Origin of the sequence: Companilactobacillus tucceti DSM 20183, assembly GCF_001434665.1 — a bacterium.
In the GTDB taxonomy this organism is placed as follows: domain Bacteria; phylum Bacillota; class Bacilli; order Lactobacillales; family Lactobacillaceae; genus Companilactobacillus; species Companilactobacillus tucceti.
This window is the reverse complement of sequence record NZ_AZDG01000003.1, coordinates 45,322-61,267: the sequence shown is the minus strand read 5'-3', so window position 1 is coordinate 61,267 and position 15,946 is coordinate 45,322. Positions and strand designations below refer to the sequence as shown.

Sequence of the window (15,946 nt, the reverse complement as noted above, 5' to 3'; positions counted from 1 at the left end):
TGAAATAGTACTATGTCGCCTCCAGGAACAAGAAAATTAGTCCGCTATGGGACCGACCCGAGCCTCGGTCTCGGGTCTCGATTTTGAGCTTCGCAAAATGCGCGAAGTTCAAAAGTCGTCCTGTGCTGTAAGGCCGGAAATCCACCGACCTAACATCACCTTTACAGCGGCCCAATTTTCTTGTTCCTTCCGGCTAGGTTATTTTTTGTTTTTGCTATCTCATGAAAAAATAACCAAACTTGAGAAAAAATTAAAAGCTTTCATTAATAGTAGTGACGTTTTGGCCAATGATACAAAAGTAGAGATGGCTCCAAATATTGACGGAACAAATATTCAAGATACAAGTGTTTTTGGACGATCCTCTTTTGAGGATCTTTTTTTGATATAATCAAATATGCACGTCTATAGATTCAAAAATGAAATAAATCAATAGAGAATTTGAAATTTTTACGATAAGTAGGTGTTTCTTTGTGAAATGCCTGATAAGTTTTGAGATGAAAAATAATTTTTAGGATTGAAAGGGAGATTGGGCGAACAATGGCCGGAGAAGTGAATACACAAAGATTTAAAATGGGAGCTTTTTTCAAAGAATTTGGAGATCTACAAGTTCCACTTTATCAACGTGGATATGATTGGCAGACGGATCAAGTTGAAGAGATGATAAATGATTTGTCTGAAGTTATTGAGGAAAAACAAGATTCACATTTCTTTGGTCTAATCGTGTTAAATAGTGATGTTGAAGATAAAAAGAAATATGTTATTGACGGTCAACAACGTATAACAACTAGTTTTATTTTCTTATCTGTTGTTAGAGATATGTTTTTGAAATTGAATAAAGATCATTCTAACGCAATTGCCGAAGTCAGAGCCAGTGACCTTCAAGATAATTACTTTGGACAAAAAGAAAATTATCGTTTTGGTCAAAGTAAAGATTTAAATGATTATTTCGAACGTAATATTATGAGTAAAGGTCCCTTTGATAAGAACTTATCTGCTAAGCGTTCGTCCGAAAAAAATGTATTTAATACGTATCAAACAATCTACAGAATGATTGAGAATAAAGTTTCAAAAAAACAACAGCCAAATGATAAAGTAGCCGTACTGTACGATATTCTAACAAGCTTTTTAGAAAAATTTTACGTAATTACCTTATCAACAACAAGCCGTTCAGATGCATTCGTTATCTTCGAGACATTGAACGATCGTGGAACTGAATTGAGTGCTAGTGATCTTTTGAAAAATCATTTGTTAAGAATTTCAGGCAATGATATTGATTATGTTAAAGAATATTGGGATTCAATGGTTGACTCGTTAAATGGTGGAGCTAAAAATGTTACTAAGTTTGTGAGATCATATTGGAATTCCAAAAATAACTTTGTGACAGAAAAATTATTGTATAAAGGAATTTATTCAAAAGTTCAAAGTAGTTCGGATGCTAAAAATCTTATTCAAAGTTTGAATCATTTGGCCCCTGTTTATGGTGCTATTTCTGATCCTAAAAATACAGAATATTTCTCCAATGAAGTATTGAATAAAGAACTAATAACATTGTCAGATTTAGGTGTTAAAACGTACTATCCAATAATTTTGGCATTAGTAGAAAATGGATATTCTGAAAGTGAAATTTTAACGGTCGTGCATAAAGTTAATTCTTTTGTTGTCAGAAACTTTACAATAGGTGGCTTAGTTGCCAATAAATACGAGAAGACATTCTCGAAAATAGCTATAGGGGTAAACAATCATCAATATGAATCGGTAGATGAAGTTAACCAAGCAATTGCTGAAGACATGGTTTCTGACGATAAATTTGGAGTTGATTTTGGTCAAGCACAAGTTAAAACTGAGAAAGCAAGTAAGCACATTTTAGCTGACACCTTCTACTCAGATGAGATTGAAAAGATTGATATTAATAATGTTAAAGTTATTAATTTAAATGAAAATATTAGTGATCCTAATCTGATTGGTAATAAATTACTGTTAACTAAGAGTGAATATGCCGGTATTAAACAGGCTAAAGCCAATAAAGTTTCTATATTGAATCGTTCAAAATTTGATTATACGAGAATGATGGCAAAACGTGCGAATATAACTGAAGATGAAGTTAAAGATCTTCAAGTAAAATATGCGACTGATGCTGTTTCTTTTTGGAAATAGGTAAAAAATGAAGCGCAATAAAAAGTGCTGCAGTATTTAAATCTTATACCAGTGAAGATATGGCCATTTATGAAGTTAAGAAGTTATTTTTGAGATAGGTGTTTTTGGGCGACTCTCTTTTGAGGGTCGTTTTTTTTGATATAATCAAACTGATATGTTTTATGGAGGTTATTGTATGAGTTGTTCATATGAAGAAACAATTAATAAGCTTGTCAAATTTAGAGATTCAAAAAATTGGAATGAATATCACAGTTTAATTAATCTTTCTCGAGCTTTAGGAATTGAAAGTTCAGAAGTTGAGAAAATATTTCTTTGGAAATCTAAAGATGAGGATCTTTCAAATGAAGATAAAGAAAATCTAAAAATGGAACTAGCAGATGTTTTAACATATGCATACTATATGTGCAATAAACTAGACATTGATCCTAACGAATTAGTGCTTAAAAAAAATCAAATTAATCAGCATAGAAGTTGGAATTTTTCTAAGAAATAGGTGACAAATTTTGGATGCCATTAATAACGAGCCAATTATAAAAAAAATAAATTATAGTAAAGATGGTTTGGAAAGTTTCAGTTCTGAACTAATTAGTGATACAAAAAAAGATCAAATTTTATTGTCAAAGTATCCGACTGTTTATATTATTTATCAAAAGGATAGTAGTGGTAAATATACGACATATGTTGGAGAAACAGATGATATTACTCGTAGGACTAAAGAACATTTAAATAGTGATGAAGATAAATGGAGATATCTATCAAGAAATAAGAAATCAGAGATGTTAGTGATAGGTCATCCTTTTTTTAATAAGTCGTTGACTTTGGATATTGAAAATCAGTTCATCATGTCTCTTAATGGGATGGAAAGTGTTAAGTACACTTTGAATCAAAAGTTTAATGCTCAAAATAGATATTTCACTTCTATTCTAATGATGAAATTATTTAGAGATATTTGGGATGATTTGCATGATAAATATACATATTTATTTCCTGTAGATTCTTCTAACGCTATTGATACTGCACTGTATAAAATTTCGCCATTTCATAGATTAACTGATGAACAAGAGAAAGCTATGGCAATTATTTTTGAGAAAATTCTTAAAGCTGGATCAAATAAAAATTTTGGACAAATAATTTTTATTGAAGGAACAGCAGGGACTGGAAAAACGGTATTATTAAGTCATTTATTTCATACAATTATTGCTGGAAAAGGTGTGAATGAACCTAAGGATTACTTGCTGGTAAATCATGATGAACAACTTAAAGTTTATCGTCAGTTAGGAATTAAATTGCAGTGGATGAAGAGTTCTGATGATGACATGATTAGTAAACCAACACATTTTATTTTGGAGCATGAAAAGCATCCAGAAGAGAAAGCAGATACCGTTGTTGTTGATGAGGCACATCTTTTATGGACTCAAGGTAAACAAAGTTATAGAGGCAAGAATCAATTAGAGGATTTAAGAAAGTTTGCAAAAACAATAGTTGTTGTTTTTGATAGGAAACAAATTCTAAAAACAGAAGAGTACTGGGAAAATAAAAAAATTCTAGATTTAGAGGATCAAGCAAAAAAAGATGATAATTATGTTGAATTGACACATCAGTTAAGAATGAAGGCTAGCAAAGAAACAACAGATTGGATAAATGACTTTGTATATAACGGTATATTGCAACCTTTACCTAGAGATGTTAATTATGATATTAAAATTATGAATTCTCCAAAAGAACTTCATGAAAAGATTATAAATAAAAATCGGAATAAAGAATATGGACATGGGCTTTCTAGAGTGCTGTCTACATTTGATTGGTCATATAAACAAAAAGGTAGTCCTGAAGGAGAGAAATATTGGAATGTTAGAATTGGTGATTGGAAATTACCTTGGAATTTACAGTTACCAGTTTCTGATAAGAAAGTTAAACACTTACCTTGGGCAGAACAACCACAAACTATTAATGAAGTTGGTTCAACTTATACGATTCAAGGGTTTGATTTAAATTATGCAGGTGTAATTATTGGCCCAGCTGTTAAATTTAGAGATGGTAAAGTTGTATTTTGTCCGAAGGATAGTAAAAATAATAACGCTATTCGTAATCGTACTTTAGAGGATGGAACTAAGGTCAATGTTGCACAAGAATTATTGAGAAATGAATTGAATGTTTTGCTTACTCGTGGTGTTAATGGTTTGTATTTGTATGCTGTTGATGAGAAACTTCAAAAGGAATTGATTAAATCAATTAGGTAATATTACATACTAAATGGATAATATATTAAATAATTTTTTAACTTCTGGTTGGGAGAACATAAACAATGATAAGAGTAGTAGATTTGTTTTCAGGTGTTGGTGGACTAACATTTGGATTTCAAAAAAAGATATATAGAAATAGGTTTGTAGATGATGACAGATTTGATGTATTATTTGCGAATGAATGGGATAAATCAGCGGCAGTGGCTTTTAAAAAAAACTTTTCTAATATAACAATGTTAAATACTGATATTAGTGAAGTTGATCGTAGTTATTTAGATAAATTGAATATTAATGTAAATAATGTAGATTTAGTTATTGGAGGTCCCCCGTGCCAATCTTTTAGTACTGTCGGTAAAAGACAGTATGACAATAGAGCTAAAATGTATAGAGAATACAGACGAATGTTATCTATTTTGAAACCCAAAATGTTTATATTTGAAAATGTTCTAGGTTTATTAACTATGCATAATGATTTAGGAAATCCAGTTATTGATGATGTTAAAAGTAGCTTTGAGAATCTAGAAGAGTTTGGCGAGAATTTTGGATATAAAGTGTATGAATCGGTGCTAAATGCAGAAGATTTTGGAGTTCCACAGAGTAGAAAGAGGGTATTTTTGGTAGGAGTGAGAAAAGATTTGAAATTGAATAGGGAGTGGAAATTTCCATCACCTGTTAATTCCAAACATATCACAGTTTCTGATGCTATAAGTGACTTGCCATATTTAGTTAGCGGATCAGGAACAAATGCTTATCATATGAAACCTAAATCAAGATATCAATATTTAATGAGAGGAAATCAAAAAATTCTAAAGGATCATATAAGTGGTGTCTATGGAGAAAGAATGAAAAAAATAATTGCAGCAGTTCCAGAGGGTGAAAGTAAGCCATATATTAATAAACTTGTATTGGAAAAGAAATTACCTAAAGAATTATATTTAAGTTCCGGATATAATAATACTTATGGAAGGCTTTGGTGGAATAAGCCGTCTACTACGATAACAAATAATTTGTCTACACCTTCTTCATTAAGATGTATACATCCAAAGCAAGATAGGGCCTTAACATCCAGAGAAGGTGCAAGAATCCAATCATTTCCGGATGATTTTTCATTTGTGGGGCCAAAAAATAAGATTAATTCTCAAATAGGAAATGCTGTTCCCCCTGTTTTGAGTATTCATCTTGCAGATAGTATCTTTGATTTCTTTAAAAATAATCTTTAATAAGGGGTTTCAAATGGGTAAAAAAAATAGTATAGGAAATAAAATTAAGTTTTCTTTTTCATACTCGGATTTAATTTTATTGGGTAAAAATTTATATTCAAATGCATGGGCTGCACTATCAGAGCTTGTCGCTAATGGATTAGATGCTAGAGCAAGTACGGTTAATCTTTATATAGATATGAGAGATAAAAAAACGCCACTATTGAAGTTTTTGATGATGGAGTTGGAATGTCGTATAGTGAATTAAACACAAATTATGTAAAGATTGGAAGAAATAGGAGACTTGATCAGGATGACACGGATAATGTTATGGGACGAAAAGGTATTGGGAAATTAGCTGCACTTTACCTTAGTAGAAATTACTATGTTTCTTCCAAACGTAAAAATGATCAATTACTTACTTATCAAATGAATTTTCCTAAAAGCAAAGATATTGTTGATAATGAAGAACCTGAAATGTCTTTTATAAACAACCCCAAATTTTGTAATGATAAATTTTTGAAATATGATAGCGGAACAATGATAAGTATGCGTGAAGTTGATTTGAGAGGCTATGCTAAAATTTCTGTGGACTCTTTAAATAATGTATTGTCTGATTTTTATTCTATTAACAATTTGTTAAATCAAAATATAAAATTAAAAATCGTGTCAAGTGATGAAGATATAAACTCAGATTTTAAAGAAATAAAGAAAGTCACTCCTTTTAAAAATATGGTAAAAATACTGTGTTTTGATGAAGATACCTTTAATAGAATAAATAGTTCGTACTAAGGTAATTCGTTTAATTTGCCATATAAGAAATATAAGAATAAAGAATATACAGGTATCACTGATATAGTGCAGGAGAATATTGGATCAGATGCAAAGGATGAATTACATTTTTTAACAGATAGTGGAGTGGATAAGGAAGGTGAAATTAAAGGATGGATGGGTATTCATTCAAGTATTAATTCAGAAGTGGCAAAAAAGAATGATGATAATTTCAAAAAAAATAAATTATACAATCCGCTAAAACTGAGAGTATATGTAAGAAACAAGTTAGCAATAGATGATTTCCTACCAGTTATAAATAATAATCAGATTTATGCAAACTTCATTGAGGGGGAAATTAGTTACAATATTTTAGATGATGATGATTTCCCTGATATAGCCACGACTAGTCGGCAAAATATGGACGAAAATGATGACAGAGTTATATCTTTAGCTCGAATTTTAAAAAGAGAAATTTCTAATTTAATTAGTTCTAGACTTAAAGTTAAAAATCTAATGAAATCAAGTGGAGATAAATTAGATGAAACATCTAACAGTAGTGCTAAAACAGAACTTTCAAATGTTTTAGATAAAACATTTAAAAAGTCTATTGATGAAGGTCATTTAGACGAAAGTAATTTGAATAATATGAAAAAGACAATATTGCAAAATGTTCGTGGAGAAGTTTTAAAGAAGGACCATATGATTTTCTTTTCACATTCAAGAAAAAATAAAAATATTATGGATTTTTTCTATTATTTATTGAAATCAATTGGAGTGAATGAAAGTGAGATGTTTTACACAAGTAGAGAAGATAGATCACAGATGAACGAAAATGAGGTTCTAGAAAAGGTATCTAAAAATAATATAATTAATACCAATACTGAGGTGTTTTTTTATACGACATCAGAGTTTCAAAAATCTGAATATTGTATGTTCGAAGGCGGTGCAGCTTGGGCCACTAGAACAGAGGATGATATATTTGTAATTTGCGATAATTATAACAATGTCCCCCGTTATCTAAATAACAACGATAAATTTTTATTTCAGATAAATAAAGATACTGATATATACAAAGGTGAAAATTATAATAAGATAATTCGGATTTTAAATTTTTTAATAAATCATATAAATAAAGGTAGAGAATTAAATTTTGGAAATAAAATACCATTATTTGAAGAATCTGAATTTCCAGATAGAGTTGAAGAAAAAAATGGAAAAAAGGCTCAGTTAAATAAAGATATAGAAGAATACTGGTCAACATTTGTATCAAATAAAGATTAGTATAAGATTTTAAATATAAAAGGTATTAAAGTATCTTTGATTATTTCCCCCCTCCAAAACAAAACTATTTTCAGAAAAAACTTACGAAAACAATTTTTTTCTGGTATATTAATCAACTGTTGCAACAAATTTGGAGGTATTTTATGAGTAAAACTCAAACTATGAGTGAACAAGTGAAACATCCATACCTTGCTTTAATGGGTGTTCTAATTGGTGGATTTGTTGGTATGTTCAGTGAAACTTCACTAAATATTGCTTTACCATCTATCATGAAAGCTTTTTCTATCGAAACTGGTACGGTTCAATGGTTGGTTACAGGGTACATGTTGGTCATTGCCATTGTCTTACCGCTATCAAGTTTATTAACAAAGCATTTTTCAACTAGAGGATTAGTTAGATTTGGATTGATCGACTTTATTATTGGTTCAATTATTGCCGCGGTTGCTATGAATTTCCCTATTTTATTAGTAGGTAGAATGATTCAAGGTATTGCTACTGGTATCATCTTGCCACTGATGTTCTCAATTGCTATGAGAATTTTCCCACCTAATAAATTGGGTGCTGCTCTTGGTGTAGCAGCGTTAGTTATCATGTTTGCACCGGCTATTGGACCTACACTTTCCGGTATTATTTTAGGTGTATTGTCATGGAGATTTATTTTCTGGTCATTCATTATTTTCTTAGTTATCGGTTTAGCATTTATGGAAAAGAATTTAGTTAATGTCTTCGAGGTTACAAAGCCTAAAGTAGACTGGTTGGCTATTATTCTTTCTACTATTAGTTTTGGATTGATTGTTTTTGGTATTAGTTTCTTGACTAAGAGCATTCCTGTAGCCTTGATTTCATTGGTTATTGGTTTGATTTTTTTAGTTGTATATATCAGACAACAATTACATGCTAAAACTCCAACTCTAGACTTCTCAGTATTGAGTAAGCCTGAATTCGTTACTGGCTCTGTTTTAGTTATGTTAAACTTTGGTATTACATTATCAGCCATGTACATTTTGCCAATGTATTTACAAAATGGATTAGGTATAGCTGTTGCCTTAACTGGTATGGTTATGCTTCCTGGTGGTATTGTTAATGCTTTAGTTTCATTCCTAGCTGGCCGTGCCTATGATAGTATCGGTGCTAAATTGATGTCACGTTTAGGATTTTTGATTTCAGCTATTGGTGCAGTAATGTTTCTTTTTAGTAATGAAAATAGTTCATTGGGTTACATTATTTTTGCCCATATTGTCTTAATGATCGGTGTTCCACTAGCAATGTCACCATCACAAACATATGGATTGAATTCACTTGATGAATATCAATCAGCTGATGGTTCAGCCATTATTAACACGTTCCAACAGGTTATTGGTGCGGTTGCTACTGGTATTGCTACGATCTTATTGAGTACAGGACAATCCAATTACTTAGCTAATGGTGGACATTCAATGTCACTAGCTTTTACACAAGGTGCACATTATGGATTTGCCTTTACTTTAGTATTAGCTCTTCTTGGTTTTCTATTGGCTTTCCGAGTTCATGCTAAAAAAGCCTAAATCAATTATTGAAAACAATTGAGAGAGTGTGACAAAAGGCGTTTTGTTACACGTTTGGGCTATAAAAGTTCAAAATGCAAAAGAGGCTGTGGCATTCACAGCTTCTTTTTGTATGATATACTATTAAAAAGTAGCTCTTGAATTAAGAGTCCATGTCCATTATAATGGTATGGTTGAATTAGAAATATACAAATGAGGGAGGAGGGATTCTAGATGTCACAAAATACACATAAAGGTTATACTGGTCACCGCCGTCCCGTTAACGCTAAGAATGGTGCTGAACGCGTAAACAAAACACAAGAAGTTAAAGAATTTTTGAAGAGCCGTGCTGAAAAGGACGCTAAATAATTAATTAAATGGGTCCCCAAGTTTACTGAACTTGGGGGCTTTTTTTGTTTTCATTAAGTATAATTGTACTTATACAAATATACTTCAGGGAGAATAAAGATGGAAAAAAGTAGGGCGAGGCATAAGATAAATAAAATATTATTAGCTACTCCATTTCTTGTGATTGGTGGAATAGTTGGAATTGATCAAGATATTGTAAAGGCAGATGTTACACCACAAGTAGATACAGCTAATACTGATATATCCACGAATTATATTGCTACAAGTAATGATTATGGAAAAATCGGTGGTGAGAATGGTAGTGATTGGACGATTGATTCTAACGGGGTTCTACGTATCCAATCTGGTACATGGAATGACGAATCTGTTGCTAAATTTTGGAGTAGTTTAAAATCTGATGATGGATCAAATATTAATGCAGGAAACAAAATAACATCAGTTATATTTGAGGGTAATATTATTACTGGAAACAGCTTAGCATCGCTATTTGATAGTTTGGAAAATTTGAAATCTGTGACTGTGGCTTTAGGTGCTAAGTTTGATACTTCAAAAACGGAAGATTTTCAAAATATGTTTTCGAATGACTCTTCCTTAGAGAGTATAGATATGCATATGTTTAATTGGGAAAATGTTACTAGTAGTTTGAGTATGTTTTATCAGACCGGGCTGAAATCTGTTGATATGACCAACATCAATGCTCCAAAATTATCTGATGCATCAAGTATGTTTTATAATTGTAAATCTTTAAAGAGTGCTAAATTTGATGGGACTAACTTTAGTAAGGATGGTGTTAAACTTCCTCAATTTTTAGCATCCTGCTCAGACTTAGCAGATGTGTCACTTCAAAATTCTTTTACTGGAAAAATTACAGACACTTCGTTGATGTTTGATGGTGACATCAATTTGGAAGACTTAGATGTTTCATCTATGAATCTTAGTAGCGACACAAAGACTAGTTTTATGTTTCAAACAAGTAATAATGTGCAAGATATTCGTAGAAAATCGATAACATTACCAGCTGATCCTAATATTACAAATAGTAAAATTGACGAGTATAACACGGATAGATATAAAGGTTGGTCTAGCAATTTATCGGGTGATATTGTTCCGAGTTTAGAAACTTATTACTCTAATAACGCTAATGTTGGGAAAACAACTTGGACGTTGGTGGAAAAGGATAAATCTCAATATAAGGTCAATTATATAGATCAAGACGGAAACTTAATTGAGACTAAAAATGAAAGTGGTATTATTGGCAATCCCATCAATACAACAAAAATATTAGGATATTCAGATCCTAAAAATTCCGAATCTCAACCTGATTTAATGTCAATTGCCGATAATAATGATCAGGAGTTTAATATAGTTTTGAAAAAGTTAGCTCCATATAAAGTAAAAATAGATGTTGAATATGGGGATGGTCATCCCAGTGAATCATTTAGTGTCGATATTCCTTATGGTTTGACCAGTTCATCTGCTCAAGTTGATCAATCAATACTAGATAAATTGGCAAGTAATGATAGCCTGGACTTGGATAAATCTAAGGCATTCATACAGAGAATTGCTTCAGGTAATCCTGCTACTGAGGGTGATGGTTTTTCTTTATCGACTGTTATAAGTGGATTTAATATAGATGGATCTGATTTTAAGAGTATCTTTAATGGAACTATAGATTTTGTAAATGAACAGGTAGATTCTGCTATTTTAGAAGGGGCATCAGGTCAAACTTTCGATGCTTTTGAAATTTACTTTGACAAATATGAACAGTCAGAAAGCCATAATAATGGTGGTTCAACTGTTTCTAAAGAAATAACTGACATCAACCAGAAGTCAGCAACCTTTGGCGATAAGGAAACAAAACTTTATAACAGTAATGGAGTCTTAATTCCAAATATTCAACTGGCTAAAAATTCTGATTGGAAAAATGATAAACAAATGATACTTGATGGAACAAAGTATTATAGAGTATCTACGGATGCCTGGGTAAAGGCTAGTGACGTCTATGTATATACTGATAATATTTCTAAGATTCGAGTTCATGCTGACAACCGCTCAAGAATTATAAGGCCAAATGGTGATTTATCTGATCGAGCTTTAGAAAAATCTACTGAATGGAAAACTGATCGATATACAACGATAAATGGCGAGAAGTACTATCGTGTTTCAACTGAAGGATTTGTTAAAGCTAGTGAAGTAAGTGAATATAAGTAAGAAGTTGTGGGCTGTATAAATATGCAGCGTAAACGTGCAACGATACACAGCTTTTTCCGCTTAAAACAAACGCCCCTATCAATCCAAAATCGGATTGATAGGGGCGTTTGCCTTAATGCTCGAAAGCTGAACGTGTATCATTACACTCTAAAACTTCAATCATATAATTCAACGAGTTTAAAAAGTTTAACAGGGCATGATAAGACATAATTATTGTTTCTGTATTAGTGCCAGCATGGAATCCTAAATCGTTTTTGCCTACTAAATTAGGATTGGCCAATATTCTTAAAGGCATGTCTGCTTCCAATATCAATGGGCTGACCATTCCGGAAAATGTTTTTAAAACTTTAGTGTCCGCAAAATTTAAGCTACTTTTGCTGGTATTTAATTGTTTCGCTAATTTTTTAAAATCTAGTCGGTCATCTGCTGTTTGTAATATCAAATAATATTTTTCGTGTTTTTTATCAAAGACAAATAAATTTTTGACTAAGGTGCACTTTTTCTTTATTTCAGGCAGATCATCCATGTGAAAAACTGGCTTATGCGTGATAACTCGATAATCTATATGTAATTTTTTGAGTCTGTTCAAATAGATATTATTTTCCAAGATAATCTACCTTTCTATATTTTCCACTATATTGTATCGCTCTTTACAAGGTATTGGAGTATACAGATACAAATAAAAAAAGCCGATTATTATTCGGCTTTTATTGGGTGTTTAACTTTGTATAGACATCGCTTGGCATATTTTTCTTGAATACTTCTTTATATGTATAAACGTAACTACCTTTAGTGTCTAATTTTAAGTAATGGTTTTGTTTCAGCTTTCCCATCCCCATAAACTCTATTTTGTGCGGGTTTCCGTTTTCATCATAACTGATTAAATTGTAAGTATAGTTACCATAACCATCCTTATCTTTAGCATCAGAATTATCGATTTTAACGTAACGTGATTCACGTTTAACTAGAAAATTGTATTGATTGATTGCTTGGGAGAATTGATCAGTACTATCTTTAGCATGAATACAAACTGCTAAATACAAACCTCCGGCAACAATAACTGATATAAATAAAAACTTTAGTAAATTTCTCATTTATCTTACCTCCTGAGAATATACTAAAGTTTTTGTTGTTATTTAGACATTTGTTCTACTTACAATACTCTTACGGATTTGTAAGTTCTACTTGAATCCCCACCAGTCGAAGTTGATGGTATAGTCTACAATTCCGTTGAATATGCGTGCAATTAAGTTCCACATAATAACACCTCCAACTTTTTATAAACCTTTTCTACAACTTCTTTATAACACTAATTGAAAACGTTTTCAATTATATTAACCCCATACTTCATCAATAATTGACTTAACTAATTTCAACTTATCCCATTCTTGATTTTCTGAAAGAGTATTACCTTCTTCGGTAGAAGCAAACCCACATTGAGTGGATAACCAAAGTCTATCTAATGGTAAATATTGGCTTGCTTCTTTAATACGATTGATGATAACTTGACGGTCCTCTAATTTTCCATCTTTAGAAGTGATCAATCCTAAAACAACATTTTTATCTCCGGAAACTTTGGCTAATGGTTCAAAATTACCGGCTCTGGAGGAATCGTATTCAAGAAAATAAGTTGAGACATTTTCATGGGCAAATAAAGTATCAGCAACTGGTCCATAACCACCAGCAAAGGCAAAATCAGAATGATAATTTCCGCGACAAACGTGAGTATTTATTGTCAGACCTTCAGGTAGATCTTTAATTGCGCCATTGTTTAGTTGTAAAAGAATGTCTTGAATTCCAGATTCGGCATAAGCCTTGCCGTCAGGAGTGGATAAGAATTTATCATCTAAGAATAATCCCCATGAACAATCATCTAGTTGTATAACACGTGCACCTTCATCATAGAGAGCGATAATTGCATCATGATAAGCTTTTTTAATATCTTCAAAGAGATCTTCATCAGTGTCGTAGAATTCTTTGATTTTATCGGCATTAGTGCCACGAATTAATTCGATATAAAGTTGAGCAGGGGCGGGAATAGTCTGCTTTGGTTTAGCTGTTGTTCCGTCTGTTAAAGATTTTAGAAACTTAAAGTGTTTGATAAAAGGGTGTGTATCTTTATTGAACTTGATTTTTACTGAAAGAATGGCTGTATCATCGCGAGTTTCTTCGTGAGCAAAATTATATCCTTCCCCATAATGAATATGGTCGATACCTTCGAATCCCCAGAAGAAATCAAGATGCCAGTAAGAACGTCTAAATTCACCGTCAGTTACATAGTCTAGGCCAGCATTTATTTCTTTATTTACCAAATCTCTGATGGCTTCATCTTCCACAATAGTTAAGTCTTCTTTGTTAATTTTTTTATCAGTAAAATCTTTTCTAGCCTGTTTTAGTACAGCTGGTCTTAAGAAACTTCCTACATGTTGAAATCCAATCTTTTGTTTTGTAATAGTCATATTTAAAATCCTCCAAAAATTATTATTTTTAAAATTTATTCAATAAAAAAATCGCCCCTACATATACAGAATTTATCTGTAATGTAGGGACGATCACCCGTGATACCACCCTAATTCATATCTTGCTTACACAAAATACCTCAACGACACTAACATGTCCGGGATGATATCGCATCCTTGCGTACCTTTGGCTTTCACCTAGATAAGACTCCAAGCTCATCTTCAATCAAGTTTTCGTTCCGCCTTTTCACTATCCAGCGGTCATTATGCAAACTACTAATTGATCTACTCTTCTCTTCAACGTCTAATAAAATTAAATAAGTTTTAATTGATTGGTGAATAAGTTACACCTTGCTAAATTACTTGTCAAGATTATTTATGAGTATCAACAATATTCTTTGCTTTTTTACCAGAAATCATTGCCTTATTGTCGTTCATAGAATCAAAAATCATATTGTGAACGGCACGTTCAGTATAAAAAGCTGTATGTGGCGTGATAATCACATTGTCACGATGAGCGAGATTTTGGAAAACCTCATCGTCAACAGCTTCGATACTATCAAATTCATTTTGGAAGATGCCATTTTCATTTTCCAAAACATCTAATCCAGCTCCAGCAATTTTTCCACTATCGAGGCCATCGATCAAGGCTTGATTATCCAATAATCCACCACGAGCGCAGTTTATCAAGTATACTCCGTTTTTCATTTTGGCTATAGCATTAGCGTCCAACATATGATGATCCTTCGGTGCAAGTGGAGTATGAATTGAAATAATATCAGATTTTTCCAGTAACTCATCAAGTGTGTCCACATAAATACCTAGATTTTCTAGAGCAGGGTTAGGGTCGATATCATAAGCAATAACATTAGCTCCGTAACCGAACTTCATAATGCGAGCGAAGACACTACCAATGTGTCCAGTTCCAATAACACCAACGGTCTTACCACTTATTTCTGTACCAATAGTAGGGAACCATTTGAAGTTTCCACTTTGGAATTTCTTATCAAATTCTGGAACACGGCGAAGCAGGCGACCAACTAAAAATGATGCATGCTCGGCGATAGCGTTGGGGGAATAGACAGGGACATACGTTAAAGTAAAACCAAAGTCATTTAAATCCTTAAAGTTAAATCCGTCTAATCCGACGTTTCTAACTGAGAATTTGCTGATGCCAAGGTCATGGATGATCTCAAGAGCTTTTCTACTATAGGGTTGTGTTTGTAACGCAACAACCCCATCTGCACCTTTAGCCAAATTAGCCGTGTCTTCAGTCAAAATATCAGCAGTATATTCAACATCGACATCTGTATTAGCGGCTTTCCATTGGTTTAAAGGTTCAATTTCGTCTTCTCGGAGACCAAAAACGTATATCTTCATAAAAATCCCTCTTTCTTTAAAATTAATTAGAAATCTAATGTTTTTCTAATTAAATGTTAATGTTTATTAGTGTAACTCAAATTTTGAAAAATGGAAGAGGGGATTTCGCCTCCGGTCAAGAGGACGTGTGGTCTGCTGTTGGAACGGTTCAAGCCTTGGTCTTGAACCTCGATTTCAAGCTTTGCTCCGCAAATCTTGGAATACGTCAGTGGTGTAAGGTTGCAAGCAACCAACACCACTGTAACTGCTGACCACACATCCTCTTGAACTCCGGCTTTTATAGTAATTTAGGAAATAAAAAAAGTAACAAAATATCAGCATCTAATCAGAGGATTGTTGATAGTTTTTGTTTG

General features: G+C 32.3%; 15 protein-coding genes. 11 read left to right on the top strand and 4 right to left on the bottom strand.

Annotation, left to right across the window (positions count from 1 at the left end; genetic code table 11):
• Positions 1-97 precede the first annotated feature (97 nt).
• From FC72_RS02135 to FC72_RS02100, 11 genes are all read left to right on the top strand, one after another.
• Positions 98-388, top strand: coding sequence for a hypothetical protein (locus FC72_RS02135; RefSeq protein WP_157051088.1), 291 nt, complete (start codon positions 98-100; stop codon positions 386-388).
• Positions 389-537: 149 nt separating this feature from the next.
• Positions 538-2,154, top strand: a complete 1,617-nt coding sequence (locus tag FC72_RS02130) for a DUF262 domain-containing protein (protein WP_057764306.1) — start codon at positions 538-540, stop codon at positions 2,152-2,154.
• Between the two features lie 175 nt (positions 2,155-2,329).
• Entirely contained in the window at positions 2,330-2,647 is a 318-nt protein-coding gene (locus FC72_RS02125) for a nucleotide pyrophosphohydrolase (protein WP_057764304.1), read from the top strand.
• Between the two features lie 10 nt (positions 2,648-2,657).
• A complete protein-coding gene (locus FC72_RS02120; RefSeq protein ID WP_083480718.1) occupies positions 2,658-4,394 on the top strand; it encodes a DUF2075 domain-containing protein in 1,737 nt (578 codons plus the stop codon).
• Positions 4,395-4,459: 65 nt separating this feature from the next.
• The gene (locus FC72_RS02115; RefSeq protein ID WP_057764302.1) at positions 4,460-5,617 is read left to right on the top strand and encodes a DNA cytosine methyltransferase; all 1,158 of its coding nucleotides are present in this window, start codon (positions 4,460-4,462) and stop codon (positions 5,615-5,617) included.
• A gap of 13 nt (positions 5,618-5,630) precedes the next feature.
• Positions 5,631-5,864 carry a hypothetical protein gene (locus tag FC72_RS10960; protein WP_235805131.1) on the top strand — a complete coding sequence of 78 codons (234 nt, stop codon included), beginning with the start codon at positions 5,631-5,633 and terminating at the stop codon, positions 5,862-5,864.
• Positions 5,846-6,388: an ATP-binding protein gene (locus FC72_RS10955; RefSeq protein ID WP_235805130.1), complete on the top strand. Its 543-nt coding sequence runs from the start codon at positions 5,846-5,848 to the stop codon at positions 6,386-6,388. Before FC72_RS10960 ends, FC72_RS10955 begins: the two co-directional genes overlap by 19 nt.
• A 15-nt stretch (positions 6,389-6,403) precedes the next feature.
• Positions 6,404-7,651: a hypothetical protein gene (locus FC72_RS10950; RefSeq protein WP_235805129.1), complete on the top strand. Its 1,248-nt coding sequence runs from the start codon at positions 6,404-6,406 to the stop codon at positions 7,649-7,651.
• 143 nt (positions 7,652-7,794) lie between these two features.
• Positions 7,795-9,195, top strand: coding sequence for a DHA2 family efflux MFS transporter permease subunit (locus FC72_RS02105; protein WP_057764300.1), 1,401 nt, complete (start codon positions 7,795-7,797; stop codon positions 9,193-9,195).
• Positions 9,196-9,408: 213 nt separating this feature from the next.
• On the top strand, positions 9,409-9,543 hold the full coding sequence (locus FC72_RS11055; RefSeq protein WP_263852824.1) for a hypothetical protein: 135 nt from the start codon (positions 9,409-9,411) through the stop codon (positions 9,541-9,543).
• Between the two features lie 99 nt (positions 9,544-9,642).
• Positions 9,643-11,754 (top strand): SLAP domain-containing protein, encoded by a 2,112-nt coding sequence (locus FC72_RS02100; RefSeq protein WP_057764298.1) that lies wholly within the window; start codon positions 9,643-9,645, stop codon positions 11,752-11,754.
• Positions 11,755-11,866: 112 nt separating this feature from the next.
• Here the strand turns inward: FC72_RS02100 and FC72_RS02095 are convergent, their stop codons facing one another.
• From FC72_RS02095 to FC72_RS02080, 4 genes are all read right to left on the bottom strand, one after another.
• Entirely contained in the window at positions 11,867-12,361 is a 495-nt protein-coding gene (locus FC72_RS02095) for a YbaK/EbsC family protein (RefSeq protein ID WP_057764296.1), read from the bottom strand.
• 100 nt (positions 12,362-12,461) lie between these two features.
• Complete coding sequence (locus FC72_RS02090) at positions 12,462-12,848, bottom strand: YxeA family protein (protein WP_057764294.1); 387 nt, start codon at positions 12,846-12,848, stop codon at positions 12,462-12,464.
• A gap of 240 nt (positions 12,849-13,088) precedes the next feature.
• Complete coding sequence (locus FC72_RS02085; RefSeq protein ID WP_057764291.1) at positions 13,089-14,213, bottom strand: 5-methyltetrahydropteroyltriglutamate--homocysteine S-methyltransferase; 1,125 nt, start codon at positions 14,211-14,213, stop codon at positions 13,089-13,091.
• 372 nt (positions 14,214-14,585) lie between these two features.
• Complete coding sequence (locus tag FC72_RS02080; protein WP_057764289.1) at positions 14,586-15,593, bottom strand: D-2-hydroxyacid dehydrogenase; 1,008 nt, start codon at positions 15,591-15,593, stop codon at positions 14,586-14,588.
• Positions 15,594-15,946 lie beyond the last annotated feature (353 nt).

Excerpts from the sequence above, each read along its gene's own strand:
- FC72_RS02135 (WP_157051088.1), top strand. The coding sequence starts at position 98 with ATGCGCGAAGTTCAAAAGTCGTCCTGTGCTGTAAGGCCGGAAATCCAC.
- FC72_RS02130 (WP_057764306.1), top strand. The coding sequence starts at position 538 with ATGGCCGGAGAAGTGAATACACAAAGATTTAAAATGGGAGCTTTTTTC.
- FC72_RS02125 (WP_057764304.1), top strand. The coding sequence starts at position 2,330 with ATGAGTTGTTCATATGAAGAAACAATTAATAAGCTTGTCAAATTTAGA.
- FC72_RS02115 (WP_057764302.1), top strand. The coding sequence starts at position 4,460 with ATGATAAGAGTAGTAGATTTGTTTTCAGGTGTTGGTGGACTAACATTT.
- FC72_RS10960 (WP_235805131.1), top strand. The coding sequence starts at position 5,631 with ATGGGTAAAAAAAATAGTATAGGAAATAAAATTAAGTTTTCTTTTTCA.
- FC72_RS10955 (WP_235805130.1), top strand. The coding sequence starts at position 5,846 with ATGTCGTATAGTGAATTAAACACAAATTATGTAAAGATTGGAAGAAAT.
- FC72_RS02105 (WP_057764300.1), top strand. The coding sequence starts at position 7,795 with ATGAGTAAAACTCAAACTATGAGTGAACAAGTGAAACATCCATACCTT.
- FC72_RS11055 (WP_263852824.1), top strand. The coding sequence starts at position 9,409 with ATGTCACAAAATACACATAAAGGTTATACTGGTCACCGCCGTCCCGTT.
- FC72_RS02100 (WP_057764298.1), top strand. The coding sequence starts at position 9,643 with ATGGAAAAAAGTAGGGCGAGGCATAAGATAAATAAAATATTATTAGCT.
- FC72_RS02090 (WP_057764294.1), bottom strand. The coding sequence starts at position 12,848 with ATGAGAAATTTACTAAAGTTTTTATTTATATCAGTTATTGTTGCCGGA.
- FC72_RS02085 (WP_057764291.1), bottom strand. The coding sequence starts at position 14,213 with ATGACTATTACAAAACAAAAGATTGGATTTCAACATGTAGGAAGTTTC.
- FC72_RS02080 (WP_057764289.1), bottom strand. The coding sequence starts at position 15,593 with ATGAAGATATACGTTTTTGGTCTCCGAGAAGACGAAATTGAACCTTTA.